Source organism: Pseudomonas putida (assembly GCF_026625125.1).
Lineage (GTDB): Bacteria > Pseudomonadota > Gammaproteobacteria > Pseudomonadales > Pseudomonadaceae > Aquipseudomonas > Aquipseudomonas putida_X.
In genome coordinates this window covers 235,178-247,313 of sequence record NZ_CP113097.1, presented here as the reverse complement: position 1 = coordinate 247,313, position 12,136 = coordinate 235,178, and the positions used below count along the sequence as shown (strand labels likewise).

Genomic DNA, 12,136 nt, shown 5'->3' with positions numbered 1-12,136 from the left:
ATGAGTGCTTTGGCGTCACCGACGCATAACCCGACACTACCACAGCCGGGCAAATACTCAACCCTGCGTGCGCAAGGCCTCGGCTTCGCGGCAAATCTGCCGGCGCCGTTCGTCATCGGCCGAGCGCCACTCGCGAATGTGCTCGACATGGCGATGGCAACCGGTGCAAACGCGCTGTTCATTCAGCCGGCACACGCTGATGCACGGCGACGGCACCGCTGGGCTGACGTTACTGTAAAGCGGCTTGGCCGGCCGCGCCTGGGCGCTCATTTCAGATCTCGTCGAAGTCCAGCTTTTCGCCGGCCCGCTCCCAGACAATCCGCTCGAGCATCTCGCCCAGCAGCTCTTCGCTCTTCTCGCAGACCCACTTGCCGCTCTCTTCGTCGTAGTCGAAGTGGAAGCCCCCGGAGCGGTCGGCCAGCCAAAGCTGACGCAGCGGCTCCTGGCGGCTGAAGATCAGCTGGCTGCCATTGTCGAACTTGATGGTGAGGACGCCGGCGGAATTCTCCATGTCCAGGTCAAGGCCGCTCTCGTCGAACAGGTCTTCCAGGGCCTGTTGGGTGGCGTCGACCAGATCATGGAAACGCGCTTCGCTCAAACTCATTGCAGGAACCTCGAAATTGGCTGCGTTACAGGCAGGCCGGGCACGATACGGGCGCTTGGCGCCAGCCGCAAGCGGGGAGCTTCAAGCGGCAGGAAAAAGCTCAGCCTACACCTGAACGTTTTTTCTTGCCGCTTGCCGCTCGCCGCTGGTGGCCAATTTCTGCCCGCCCGGCGGACCGGCTCTTGCATAGGCAATCCGGCAGTCGCTCGGTATACTCGGGCGCAATACTGCATATTTCAAAGGATTTCACCCATGAAGCGCCTGATTTCCTCGCTCGCGGCGCTGGTCGCGGTTGCCTGCCTCGTTTCGGCCTGCGGTCAGAAAGGCCCCCTCTACCTGCCAGAAGACGGCAAGGACGGCAAGGGCAGCCAGAAGTCGCATCAGCACCAGCACGCTCAGCCTGTCCAGCCACAGGATGAACAGCCAATCGAGCCCGAGCAAACGCCAGAGCAGTAAGGAAATCAGATGAACGCTTTCAATTACCGCGACGGTGAACTGTTCGCGGAGGGCGTGGCCCTGTCGGCCATCGCCGAACGCTTCGGCACCCCCACCTACGTGTACTCGCGCGCCCACATCGAGGCCCAGTACCGCAGCTATACCGATGCCCTGCAAGGTGTCGAGCACCTGGTGTGCTTCGCGGTCAAGGCTAACTCCAACCTTGGCGTGCTGAACGTGCTGGCCCGCATGGGCGCAGGCTTCGACATCGTGTCCGGCGGTGAACTGGAGCGGGTACTGGCCGCCGGTGGGCGGGCTGACCGCGTGGTGTTCTCCGGCGTCGGCAAAACCCGCGAAGACATGCGCCGGGCCCTGGAAGTCGGCGTGCATTGCTTCAACGTCGAATCCACCGACGAACTGGAGCGCCTGCAGGTGGTAGCCGCCGAGATGGGCAAGGTGGCCCCGGTCTCGCTGCGGGTCAACCCGGACGTCGATGCCGGTACCCACCCGTACATCTCCACCGGCCTCAAAGAGAACAAGTTCGGCATCGCCATCGCCGACGCCGAAGCCATCTATGTGCGTGCCGCGCAGCTGCCAAACCTGGAAGTGGTCGGTGTCGACTGCCACATCGGCTCGCAGCTGACCAGCGTAGACCCATTCCTCGACGCCCTCGACCGCCTGCTGGACCTGGTCGACCGCCTGGCCGACTGCGGCATCCACCTGCGCCACCTGGACCTGGGCGGCGGTGTTGGCGTGCGCTATCGCGACGAAGAGCCGCCGCTGGTAGCCGATTACATCAAGGCCATCCGCGAGCGCGTCGGTGATCGTGACCTGGCCCTGGTGTTCGAGCCTGGCCGCTACATCGTGGCCAACGCCGGTGCCCTGCTGACCCGCGTTGAATACCTCAAGCACACCGAACACAAAGACTTCGCCATCATCGATGCGGCGATGAACGACCTGATCCGTCCGGCCCTCTACCAGGCCTGGATGGGCGTCAGCGCGGTCATCCCACGCGAAGGCGAAGGCCGTGCCTACGACCTGGTCGGGCCAATCTGCGAAACCGGCGATTTCCTCGCCAAGGACCGCCAGCTGAACCTGGCCGAAGGTGACCTGCTGGCTGTGCAGTCCGCGGGCGCCTATGGTTTCGTCATGAGCTCGAACTACAACACCCGTGGCCGTTGTGCGGAAATCCTGGTCGACGGCGATCAGGCTTTCGAAGTCCGCCGTCGCGAGACCATTGCCGAACTGTACGCTGGCGAAAGCCTGCTGCCGGAGTGACCCCATGCTTCTGCGTTTTACCAAGATGCATGGGCTGGGCAATGACTTCATGGTCCTGGACCTGGTCAGCCAACACGCGCACATCCAGCCCAAGCACGCCAAGCAATGGGGCGACCGCCACACCGGGATCGGCTTCGACCAGCTGCTGATCGTCGAGGCTCCGAACAATCCGGAAGTGGATTTCCGCTACCGGATCTTCAATGCCGACGGTTCGGAAGTGGAGCAATGCGGCAACGGCGCACGCTGCTTCGCACGCTTCGTGCTGGATAAACGCTTGACCGCGAAAAAGCGTATCCGTGTGGAAACCAAGGGCGGCATCATCGAACTGGACGTGCAGAACGACGGCCAGGTGTGTGTCGACATGGGGCCGCCGCGCTTCAATCCTGCCGAAATCCCATTCGACGCTGATGAGCAGGCGCTCAGTTACCCGCTGGAGGTGGACGGCGAAGTGCACGCTATCGCTGCCTTGTCCATGGGTAACCCGCATGCCGTGCTGCGCGTCGATGACGTACATACTGCGCCGGTCCATGACCTGGGCCCGAAAATCGAAAACCACCCACGCTTTGCGCAGCGGGTGAACGCCGGTTTCCTTCAGGTCATGGACCGCCACCGCGCCAACCTGCGGGTATGGGAACGTGGTGCCGGCGAGACCCAGGCCTGCGGCACCGGTGCTTGTGCAGCCGCCGTGGCAGCCATCAGCCAGGGCTGGATGGACTCTCCGGTGACCCTGGACCTGCCTGGTGGGCGCCTGCACATCGAGTGGGCCGGCCCCGGCACGTCCGTGTTGATGACTGGCCCAGCCGTACGTGTCTACGAAGGACAGGTTCGTCTCTAAGCGAGTAACTGCCATGACCGATCAGCCCAAGGTTGTACCCCAGCAGTCCAGTGAGCTCGATGCCGAAGCGGTGGTCGCCTACCTGCGCGCCCACCCGACCTTCTTCGCCGAACACGATGAACTGTTGGTCGAGCAGCGTATCCCTCACCAGCGTGGCGACAGCGTGTCGCTGGTGGAGCGCCAGCTCAAACTGCTGCGCGATCGCAACATCGAGATGCGCCATCGCCTGTCGCAACTGATGGACGTGGCCAGGGACAACGACCGGTTGTTCGACAAGACGCGCCGGCTGATCCTTGACCTGCTCGATGCCGGCAGCCTGGAAGAAGTGGTCATGGCGGTCGAAGACAGCCTGCGCCAGGAGTTCCAGGTACCGTTCGTCAGCCTGATCCTGTTCGGTGACCATGCAGCGCCGGTCGGCCGTTGGGCCAGCAATGCCGAGGCCCAACAGGCCATCGGCGGCCTGCTGGGCGGTGGCAAGACAGTCAGTGGCAACCTGCGTGAGCACGAACTGGTGTTCCTGTTCGGTGAGCAGCAGCACCAGGAAGTGGGCTCCAGCGCCGTCGCTGCCCTGGAGTACCAAGGGTTGCACGGCGTGCTGGCGATCGGCAGCCGCGACCCGCAACACTACAAAAGCAGCGTCGGCACCCTGTTCCTTGGCTACATCGCCGAAGTGCTCGCCCGCGTGGTCCCACGGGTGACCCAGCCCCTGCGCCCGGTGCGCTGATGGAACGCCAGCTGGAGGCTTATTGCGCTCACCTGCGCAACGAGCGCCAAGTGTCCGAACACACGCTGCTGGCCTACCGTCGCGACCTCCAGAAGGTCATCGAATACTGCAACACCCAAGGCATCGCTGGCTGGGGCGCATTACAGATCCAGCAACTGCGCCAACTGATCGCCCGCCAGCATCATCATGGGCAGTCCTCGCGCAGCCTGGCGCGGCTGCTGTCGGCGGTACGCGGGCTGTATCGCTACCTGAACCGTGAAGGCCTTTGCCAGCACGACCCTGCCAGCGGCCTGAGCGCGCCCAAAGGCGAGCGCCGGCTGCCCAAGGTGCTGGACACCGACCGCGCCCTGCAACTGCTCGACGGCGGCGTGGACGACGACTTCATCGCCCGCCGCGACCAGGCGATCCTCGAACTGTTCTATTCCTCTGGCCTGCGCCTGTCCGAGCTGACCAACCTCGACCTCGAACACCTGGACCTTGCCGCCGGCCTGGTACAAGTGCTCGGCAAGGGTGGCAAGGCGCGCGTGCTGCCTGTGGGCCGCAAGGCGCGCGAGGCCATGCAGCAATGGTTGCGACTGCGCGGTATCGGCGGCCCGCGTGACGGCGCCGTGTTCATCAGCCGCCAAGGCAACCGCCTCGGGCCACGGGCTATCCAGATGCGGGTCAAGGCAGCCGGTGAGCGCGAACTGGGCCAGCACCTGCACCCGCACATGCTTCGCCATTCATTCGCCAGCCATGTGCTGGAATCGTCCCAGGACCTGCGGGCGGTGCAGGAAATGCTCGGCCATGCCGACATCAGCACCACACAGATCTACACCCACCTGGACTTCCAGCACCTGGCCGCGGTGTACGACAGCGCCCACCCACGGGCCAAACGCAGCAAAGGCACAGACTCATGAGCATCAAGCTGATCACGTTCGACCTTGACGACACCCTGTGGGATACCGCGCCAGTGATTGCCAGCGCGGAAATCGTGCTGCGCGACTGGCTGCAGGCCAACGCCCCGATACTTGGCGGCGTGCCGGTGGAACACCTGTTCGCCATTCGCGAACGCCTGGTACAGGCCGAGCCAGGCCTCAAGCACCGCATCAGTACCCTGCGCCGGCGTGTGCTGTTCCACGCCCTGGAAGAAGTCGGCTACAGCGAGAAGCAGGCACAAGAACTGGCCAACGAGGGCTTTGAAGTGTTCCTGCATGCACGCCATCAGGTCGAAGTATTCCCTGAAGTGCAGCCGGTGCTGGAGATTCTGCGCCATCACTACACCTTGGGCGTGGTCACCAACGGCAACGCCGATGTAAGCCGTCTGGGGCTGGCGGATTACTTCCGCTTTGCCCTGTGTGCAGAGGACCTGGGCATCGGCAAGCCAGACCCGGCGCCGTTCATGGAAGCACTCAAGCGTGGCGAGGCTGAAGCCAGTGCGGCGGTGCATATTGGTGATCACCCAGGCGACGACATCGCCGGGGCCCAGCGTGCCGGTTTGCGCGCCGTCTGGTTCAACCCGCAGGGTAAGGCCTGGGCGGGCGAGCGGGCGCCGGATGCCGAGATCCAGCGCTTGTCCCAGCTGCCCGACGTGCTCGCGCGCTGGCGCTGACAGGGGCCGCTTCGCGCCCCATTCGCGGGGCAAGCCCGCTCCCACAGTAATACCACCGCCCTTAGGCATTGTGCGGTTCCTGTGGGAGCGGGCGTGTCGGGGCGCCGAACCGCCGCAAAGAGGCCGGCACAGGCCATACAAATCTCACAGGCACAACAAAGACTGTTCAATTGCTGGCTAACCGGTGATGCGATCGTTGGCGATGCAGCCACCACCAGGAGGTGCCGCCCTTGATCAGCTCTGAAAGCCCTATGAAACCAAGCATCAGCCACGGATCGTAATCGGGTACGAAGCTAGCCCAGATCAACAATATCGAGAGCGAAGGTGCAGCGAAAAGCAGCCTAAAGGGTATCTGCGCGAGCCCTAAATACACACCAGACTTTCTGCCACTGAGGAGAAGCACAGTGCTGAGAATGATCGAAACGTGCAGAACCAGATTCATCAAAATGAGCATAACGGTTAGCAGACCTTGCTCTCGCCATAAGCTCAACATGCTCTGCAAGTCAGTAAAGAAAGGTAGATGGCTACGCCGCACGCTGGCTACGATGTAGAGCAGCAAAGAAAGGGCATCCAGAATGCCCCACAATTGCAATACCCAACGCTCTTCTTTTCGTCCTCCGGGCATCATTTTTTTTCTCGGTGTTCGTAGGTTTCAAAAGGAAGAACTGGCTGCCAGTGCCAAGATTTTCCACTGACCTGCCACTTATCATCTCCTTCAGAATACCGCTGCGTTATAGCTCGCAATTCCCCATAGCGACGAATAACAGATCGTGATGCCAGATGATCATCATTACCATCGAGGGGAACCCATTGCTGGGTTACGACACGGGTGGTGTTGTCATAATCCTTGCCTTCCGAGCCGAAGAGACGACCCTCGTCACCCAGCGAGCCTAGGCGGTTTTGCAGCATCGCGAATGTATTTTTCAACCCGTCATAATCGATGTCGATCGTGCGCCACTTACCAGGCCCTCTCTCATCATCGGCCTGCTGCTTGAACGGCCCTGGCAGAGGAAAGCACTGAGTTGCACCTTGGTAACCATCTATCCTCATGGGCTTGAATGGTTCGTTGGTCAAAAATAGCCACCTGCCGCTTCTGATTTCTTCGACTGCTACCTCGATATCTTTGGCGGAAAGGTCTCGCTGAAGGGTGATGCCGCAACTCCTGAGAAACTCATCCTTACCGTCAAGGCGACTGTTCCCTTTAAGAGCACGCTCTACGTTTCCCTTAGCAAAAAAAGGGTCCTCTACTCTAGAAAAGTCTTCCTTGCGTAGCTTGCAACGACGAACCAGTTTGTCCATAAACACCTCCAGAATCAGTGAGCAATGCTTGCCTGGAAGCGACAAAATGGCCTAGCTTAAAACACCTACTTTTTGTGTAAGAAATAACTGCAATTTTCGTCAGGCACAAAAAAGCCCGCAGCGACGGCGGGCTCTTTTGTATTCAGCCACTCAGATAGGGCGGCTGCCGTACTTGTTGTCCGGCTTCTTGGGCGGGTCGGCGACTACGTTGGCCTCGACTTCCTGCACCTTGCCACCGCGCGAAAGGAATTCTTCCATCGCCTTGGCCAGGGCATCACGCTCCTTTTGCTTGGCTTCCATGCTCGGCATCTCGTCTACCGAAACAGCCGCCTTGGATTTACCCTTGGCGACCGGTGCCGGGCTGCTGTCGTCATCGCCAGCGTCCTCGGCAACATCGTCAGCCGCAGCTTCGAGGCCATCATCAGCCTCGTCTTCGTCGCCTACTTCGAGGTCATCATTTTCCAGATCGTCGTCGCTCATGTTCTACCTCATGACTTGCGAAAAGCAGGTTAGTTATAGACCAGTGCAGCCGTAGACCGGCAGCCACCAGTGAAAATTCAACTGGCCGTGGGTTGGCCACTGCCCTTGAGACGGCACTCCTGATGGGACGCCCCGCCCAGCAGGCCCTGCTCCTGGCAGGACCCGACAAAACCTTGCAGCCCTTGCTGGCCACACGCTATTGGCAAGCCTAGCAAAGGCTGAAGAAGCGTGCGGACAACTCGTGCAACACCTCTCGGCGCGCATTCTAGCGCGCCCGGAGAAAAAGCAAAGCTCCATGAACGCCCTGCGTGTTGTAAGTTTTTTGCCTACGTCGCGAACGTGACTGATAAACCGTTTGCTCTGCGGAAAATGGCGAAAAACAGGCAAAAAAATGCCCGGCAAGCCGGGCAAGTTTTTCCAGCGTCGCAGTTACAGGTTGTAACCACGTTCGTTGTGTTGAGCCAGGTCGAGGCCGACCGACTCTTCTTCTTCGTTGACCCGCAGGCCCATCACTACGTCCAGCACCTTGAGGATCACGTAGGTGACGATGGCGGTGTAGACCACGGTGAAAATCACGCCCTTGGCCTGGATCCAGACCTGCGCACCGATGTCGGTGACCGCGCCGAAGCCGCCCAGGGCCGGTGCCGCGAACACACCGGTGAGGATGGCGCCGATGATGCCGCCGATGCCATGCACGCCGAAGGCATCCAGGGAGTCGTCATAACCCAGCTTGCGCTTGAGGCTGGTAGCGCAGAAGTAGCAGAGCACGCCAGACACCAGGCCAATCACCAGGGCGCCCATCGGGCCCACGGTGCCGGCAGCCGGGGTGATGGCAACCAGGCCGGCGACCACACCAGAGGCGATGCCCAGGGCGCTCGGTTTGCCGTGGCCGATCCACTCGGCGAACATCCAGCCCAGCGCTGCAGCAGCGGTAGCGATCTGGGTCACCAGCATGGCCATGCCGGCAGTACCGTTGGCGGCCGCGGCGGAGCCGGCGTTGAAGCCGAACCAACCGATCCACAGCATGGCTGCGCCCATCAGGGTGTAGCCCAGGTTGTGCGGGGCCATCGGGGTGGTCGGGTAGCCTTTGCGCTTGCCCAGTACCAGGCAGCAGACCAGGCCAGCGATACCTGCGTTGATGTGCACCACGGTGCCGCCAGCGAAGTCGAGCACGCCCCAGTCCCACATCAGCGCGCCATCACCGCTCCAGACCATATGCGCGATCGGTGCGTAGACCAGGGTGAACCAGATGCCCATGAACACCAGCATCGCCGAGAATTTCATGCGTTCGGCGAAGGCACCCACGATCAGCGCCGGGGTGATGATGGCGAAGGTCATCTGGAAGGTAATGAAGACCGCTTCAGGGAACAGTGCCGCAGCCGACGTCAGCCCGTCCGGCGTTACGCCGCTGAGGAACGCCTTGGAGAAGCCGCCGACGAAGGAATTGAAGTTGAGCACGCCCTTTTCCATACCCGTGGTATCGAAGGCCATGCTGTAACCGTAAACGACCCAGAGGATGCTCATCAGGCCGGTGATGGCGAAGCATTGCATCATCACCGAGAGTACGTTCTTCGAACGCACCATGCCGCCGTAGAACAGGGCCAGGCCCGGGATGGTCATGAACAGCACCAGCGCCGTGGCAGTCAGCATCCAGGCGGTGTCACCGGAGTTCAGTACAGGGGCGGCAGCCTCCTCTGCCAGGGCGATGCCCGGCATTACGAGGGACAATAGGGCTCCTAGCCCTGCGATCTTACGCAGAGTCATGTTGTTTTCTCCTGGGGCGTTGGGTTTGGTGAGGCTTTTTTTGGGCGCTTAGATCGCGTCGGTATCGGTTTCGCCGGTACGGATGCGGATTGCCTGCTCCAGATTCACCACGAAGATCTTGCCGTCACCGATCTTGCCGGTGTTGGCAGCCTTGGTGATGGCTTCGATCACGCGATCGAGGTCCTTGTCGTCGATGGCGACGTCGATCTTCACCTTGGGCAGGAAGTCGACCACGTATTCCGCACCGCGATACAGCTCGGTGTGACCCTTCTGCCGACCGAAGCCTTTGACTTCGGTGACGGTGATGCCCTGCACGCCGATTTCCGACAGTGACTCGCGCACGTCGTCCAGCTTGAACGGCTTGATGATGGCTGTGACTAGCTTCATGAAACTCTCTCCCGATTTGGTGGACTTGCCCCAGGAAAACAAACCCGTCTCAAGTCTAAGCGCAGCGGTTGGCTTTGTAACGCGTCGTCGGCATCCGGCTCCGCGTGCGCACTGCCTGGTCACAAGGAACTGCATCAGTGCATGGCTCGTACAGGTCTTTGCAGAAACCTTGCCAGTTCTGTTAAAGCGCTGAAAAACAAGCAGTTGAGTGAAAGATTCAGGATTGGCCAGTCGCCAGCATTGAAAAGATGCACAACTTTGGTGCGCAGCAGTGCACGGGGCTGCTCGAAAAATGTGCAACAGAGCGGCAAACCGGCCCCGTGTTACACTGCCGGCCATTACCCATCTGCAGTGGACAGCCGATCATGCTCGCGCCCAAAGCCCTTCTCGATGCCCTCAGCGACCAGGCCTCGCGCCTGTTCAGCGGCGACACCGCCCAGCCCCGCGCTGAACTGGAAAGCCAGTTCAAGGTGCTGATGCAAGGAGCCTTCAGCAAGCTGGACCTGGTCAGCCGCGAAGAATTCGACAGCCAGATGGTCGTATTGGCCCGCACCCGTGCGCGCCTGGAGGCCCTGGAGAAACAGGTCGCCGAGCTGGAAGCGCGCATGGCACCTGCGTCACAGGAGTAAGCTCCGCGCCCTGCCCTCACGCGGGAGCCCGCACCCGGCCGGGCGCCGGGCTGCTTGGCTTGGGCGGCAGCTCACTGGCGTGCAGGTCCCCTCGAAACAGCGTTGCGCCGCACACCGTGAACAGCGTCCTGAACAGGTTGTGCGCGTTGCGAATCTGCGCCTGAATGCCCTCGATGGCCGCATCCCCCGGGTGCAGCGCGACAGCACGGCTGGCCCACTCGATGGCCGCAAAGCGGCTCGGCTTGCGCGTACCATGCCCGTGCATCCAGGCCAGGCCAAGCTCCGCGCTGGCTCGCCCGGCTATCGCGCAATCGGGGTAGTGCACCAGATCCAGCAAATAGGCGACCGCCTCCGCACGTTCCCGAGGGTCGCCGAACTGGCGCTGCAGCATGGCCACTTGCAAGCGGGCATGGGCATCGAGCGCTTCGTTGCCCAGGCAATCGAGCAGCAAGCGCCTGACCGCCAGCATCGCGCTACGCTCGCTCAAACGCTGTTCATCACGCATGCGCTGGCAGGCCAGTTCGTACTTGGCTACCTGGCTGCCTGACTGCGCGGCACACAGCAGCCAATGCGCAGCAGCCCCAGTATCGATGTAGTGTTCCGGCGTACTCTCGAGCCGACCGCAATGCAGCGCATAAAGCGCGGCGGCGGCATCGGGCAGCTTGCACTCGGCACACTGCCTGTAGAGAAAATACGCGGCCTCGTGGTAATTGGCGGCCCAAAGCAGGCGCGCCACCTCGAGTACATCAAAGCCCAGCCCCTCGCGCCCGCACTGGCGTTTCACCGCAGCGTGCAGCCAGGTACGCGCCTGCTCGACGCACTGCCTGAAACCCCACACGCCGAACTGGTGCCCAACCGAGCGCAGCGCACAGGCCGCCGCTTGCCTGCGGTTTTCGCTTAACCGCTCGATGGCGATACGCAGGCTCTGCGCATCGTCTGGCACACCATGGCTCACGACCAGGCAGACAACGCTGTAGAACGGCTCGCCAATGGCCGGTACGAAGCCCTGGTCGGGGTATAGCGCGACAGAGGCGACGAAGTCGCACATCGCACCGGGGTAATCTTGCAGCGAATAGCGGCGAAAGGCCCCTCGCCACGCCATGAGCGTGGCGCGTTCCTTTGGCCTGAGCTCGCGTTGCATCCACCGCTCGAAGACGCGCTGCCATGCCGCGACCTGCTGGGCCTGATCGGCAGGCGGCAGCCGGAACTGATCCTCAAGCGCCAGCCAGCGGATCGCATTGCGCAAGGTTTCAGGCCAGTCCCGACACAAAGGGCCGCTGGCCACGGCATCGATGGCCTCATAGCTACCGCCCCAACGGGGTGTCAGGTAGCTGGCATAGGCCTCGACCGCCTCGAAACAGCCAGGGAACCCGTTCAAGGCATGCCGCAGCCAGTAGTCCCGGGCAGACCCCTGCTCGGCGAGCGGGCGCAGACTCAGGCACGAAGGCAACACTTGCGGCAGCTCGACCAGCGGTGCCAGTGCATATTTGACCAGCAGCGGTGCAGCGGCCTCCTGCACTTCGACATCGGCATGGGCACTGGGCCGAAAGCGCGCCGGCCGGCCATGAAACAGCTCCACCAGCCAGCCTGGCTCACGAAAGTGCGCACTGATCTGCAACATACCGATCGCCGCCGCTACAGGCTGCGCGCATCGCTCGATGGCCCTCAGAAAGTGCGCCGCAGCCATTTCGCAGGCTTGCTCGGCGGCCAGCCAGCGCGCTGCAGACACCTCATGGGCGGGAGCCGTACCGCGAATATGGCAAGCACGATTGAAACAGTGAAAGCCCATGGCCACCTGGGGGTGATAGGCCTTGGGGCAGGCTTCGATCCAAGCGTTGAGGCGCTGGGTCAGGGCCTTGCTGCCTTCGACATCCCAGTCGACCAGCATGTGCCCCTGAACGGCCTCAAGGTAGGCCGGGCACTCCCCAGGGCGCGCTTGCCGCCACTGCGCCTGAAGGGTATCGAAGAAACGGTTGAGTTCAGTGAACTCATTGGCCTTGACCCGTTCCAGGATCTGCTGGCGGGTGCGAGTGAGTGATTGCACGGGCAGTACCTCAAGTCCATTTGCAGGCGATGCATTGCCATCCGATGGCAGGAAAGTAACGTTTAA

At 61.9% G+C, this 12,136-nt stretch carries 15 protein-coding genes; 7 read left to right on the top strand and 8 right to left on the bottom strand.

What is annotated here, in order from left to right; translation table 11 throughout:
- Positions 1–57: 57 nt before the first annotated feature.
- On the bottom strand, positions 58–270 hold the full coding sequence (locus tag OSW16_RS01195) for a DUF1289 domain-containing protein (RefSeq protein WP_241804986.1): 213 nt from the start codon (positions 268–270) through the stop codon (positions 58–60).
- 1 nt (position 271) lies between these two features.
- Positions 272–604, bottom strand: a complete 333-nt coding sequence (gene cyaY, locus OSW16_RS01190) for an iron donor protein CyaY (protein ID WP_012312194.1) — start codon at positions 602–604, stop codon at positions 272–274.
- Positions 605–856: 252 nt separating this feature from the next.
- Here cyaY and lptM point away from each other — a divergent pair, with 252 nt between their 5' ends.
- The 6 genes from lptM to OSW16_RS01160 are packed head-to-tail and all read left to right on the top strand — an operon-like array spanning position 857 to position 5,467.
- On the top strand, positions 857–1,060 hold the full coding sequence (gene lptM / locus OSW16_RS01185; RefSeq protein ID WP_012312193.1) for an LPS translocon maturation chaperone LptM: 204 nt from the start codon (positions 857–859) through the stop codon (positions 1,058–1,060).
- Positions 1,061–1,069: 9 nt separating this feature from the next.
- A complete protein-coding gene (gene lysA, locus OSW16_RS01180; RefSeq protein ID WP_267820121.1) occupies positions 1,070–2,317 on the top strand; it encodes a diaminopimelate decarboxylase in 1,248 nt (415 codons plus the stop codon).
- 4 nt (positions 2,318–2,321) lie between these two features.
- A complete protein-coding gene (dapF, locus tag OSW16_RS01175; RefSeq protein WP_267820119.1) occupies positions 2,322–3,152 on the top strand; it encodes a diaminopimelate epimerase in 831 nt (276 codons plus the stop codon).
- Between the two features lie 13 nt (positions 3,153–3,165).
- On the top strand, positions 3,166–3,876 hold the full coding sequence (locus OSW16_RS01170; RefSeq protein WP_267820117.1) for a DUF484 family protein: 711 nt from the start codon (positions 3,166–3,168) through the stop codon (positions 3,874–3,876).
- Positions 3,876–4,775, top strand: a complete 900-nt coding sequence (gene xerC / locus OSW16_RS01165; protein ID WP_241804982.1) for a tyrosine recombinase XerC — start codon at positions 3,876–3,878, stop codon at positions 4,773–4,775. Before OSW16_RS01170 ends, xerC begins: the two co-directional genes overlap by 1 nt.
- Positions 4,772–5,467 (top strand): HAD family hydrolase, encoded by a 696-nt coding sequence (locus OSW16_RS01160; protein ID WP_241804981.1) that lies wholly within the window; start codon positions 4,772–4,774, stop codon positions 5,465–5,467. Before xerC ends, OSW16_RS01160 begins: the two co-directional genes overlap by 4 nt.
- Before the next feature lie 166 nt (positions 5,468–5,633).
- Here the strand turns inward: OSW16_RS01160 and OSW16_RS01155 are convergent, their stop codons facing one another.
- The 5 genes from OSW16_RS01155 to glnK all read right to left on the bottom strand — a co-directional run bounded on the left by OSW16_RS01155 (position 5,634) and on the right by glnK (position 9,397).
- Positions 5,634–6,095, bottom strand: a complete 462-nt coding sequence (locus OSW16_RS01155) for a hypothetical protein (RefSeq protein ID WP_267820113.1) — start codon at positions 6,093–6,095, stop codon at positions 5,634–5,636.
- Positions 6,092–6,766, bottom strand: a complete 675-nt coding sequence (locus OSW16_RS01150; RefSeq protein ID WP_267820111.1) for a hypothetical protein — start codon at positions 6,764–6,766, stop codon at positions 6,092–6,094. The genes OSW16_RS01155 and OSW16_RS01150 overlap by 4 nt, the downstream gene beginning before the upstream one ends.
- Before the next feature lie 150 nt (positions 6,767–6,916).
- The gene (gene sutA, locus OSW16_RS01145) at positions 6,917–7,246 is read right to left on the bottom strand and encodes a transcriptional regulator SutA (protein WP_241804978.1); all 330 of its coding nucleotides are present in this window, start codon (positions 7,244–7,246) and stop codon (positions 6,917–6,919) included.
- 429 nt (positions 7,247–7,675) lie between these two features.
- A complete protein-coding gene (locus tag OSW16_RS01140) occupies positions 7,676–9,010 on the bottom strand; it encodes an ammonium transporter (protein ID WP_241804977.1) in 1,335 nt (444 codons plus the stop codon).
- Between the two features lie 48 nt (positions 9,011–9,058).
- A complete protein-coding gene (gene glnK, locus OSW16_RS01135; RefSeq protein ID WP_002555808.1) occupies positions 9,059–9,397 on the bottom strand; it encodes a P-II family nitrogen regulator in 339 nt (112 codons plus the stop codon).
- Positions 9,398–9,762: 365 nt separating this feature from the next.
- Here glnK and OSW16_RS01130 point away from each other — a divergent pair, with 365 nt between their 5' ends.
- Positions 9,763–10,026 carry an accessory factor UbiK family protein gene (locus OSW16_RS01130; protein WP_241804976.1) on the top strand — a complete coding sequence of 88 codons (264 nt, stop codon included), beginning with the start codon at positions 9,763–9,765 and terminating at the stop codon, positions 10,024–10,026.
- 16 nt (positions 10,027–10,042) lie between these two features.
- Here the strand turns inward: OSW16_RS01130 and OSW16_RS01125 are convergent, their stop codons facing one another.
- Positions 10,043–12,070, bottom strand: a complete 2,028-nt coding sequence (locus tag OSW16_RS01125) for a DUF4034 domain-containing protein (RefSeq protein ID WP_267820108.1) — start codon at positions 12,068–12,070, stop codon at positions 10,043–10,045.
- Between the last annotated feature and the right edge of the window lie 66 nt (positions 12,071–12,136).

Coding starts and splice junctions, on each gene's coding strand:
- OSW16_RS01195 (WP_241804986.1), bottom strand. CDS start 270: ATGAGCGCCCAGGCGCGGCCGGCCAAGCCGCTTTACAGTAACGTCAGC.
- cyaY (WP_012312194.1), bottom strand. CDS start 604: ATGAGTTTGAGCGAAGCGCGTTTCCATGATCTGGTCGACGCCACCCAA.
- lptM (WP_012312193.1), top strand. CDS start 857: ATGAAGCGCCTGATTTCCTCGCTCGCGGCGCTGGTCGCGGTTGCCTGC.
- lysA (WP_267820121.1), top strand. CDS start 1,070: ATGAACGCTTTCAATTACCGCGACGGTGAACTGTTCGCGGAGGGCGTG.
- dapF (WP_267820119.1), top strand. CDS start 2,322: ATGCTTCTGCGTTTTACCAAGATGCATGGGCTGGGCAATGACTTCATG.
- OSW16_RS01170 (WP_267820117.1), top strand. CDS start 3,166: ATGACCGATCAGCCCAAGGTTGTACCCCAGCAGTCCAGTGAGCTCGAT.
- xerC (WP_241804982.1), top strand. CDS start 3,876: ATGGAACGCCAGCTGGAGGCTTATTGCGCTCACCTGCGCAACGAGCGC.
- OSW16_RS01160 (WP_241804981.1), top strand. CDS start 4,772: ATGAGCATCAAGCTGATCACGTTCGACCTTGACGACACCCTGTGGGAT.
- OSW16_RS01155 (WP_267820113.1), bottom strand. CDS start 6,095: ATGATGCCCGGAGGACGAAAAGAAGAGCGTTGGGTATTGCAATTGTGG.
- OSW16_RS01150 (WP_267820111.1), bottom strand. CDS start 6,766: ATGGACAAACTGGTTCGTCGTTGCAAGCTACGCAAGGAAGACTTTTCT.
- sutA (WP_241804978.1), bottom strand. CDS start 7,246: ATGAGCGACGACGATCTGGAAAATGATGACCTCGAAGTAGGCGACGAA.
- OSW16_RS01140 (WP_241804977.1), bottom strand. CDS start 9,010: ATGACTCTGCGTAAGATCGCAGGGCTAGGAGCCCTATTGTCCCTCGTA.
- glnK (WP_002555808.1), bottom strand. CDS start 9,397: ATGAAGCTAGTCACAGCCATCATCAAGCCGTTCAAGCTGGACGACGTG.
- OSW16_RS01130 (WP_241804976.1), top strand. CDS start 9,763: ATGCTCGCGCCCAAAGCCCTTCTCGATGCCCTCAGCGACCAGGCCTCG.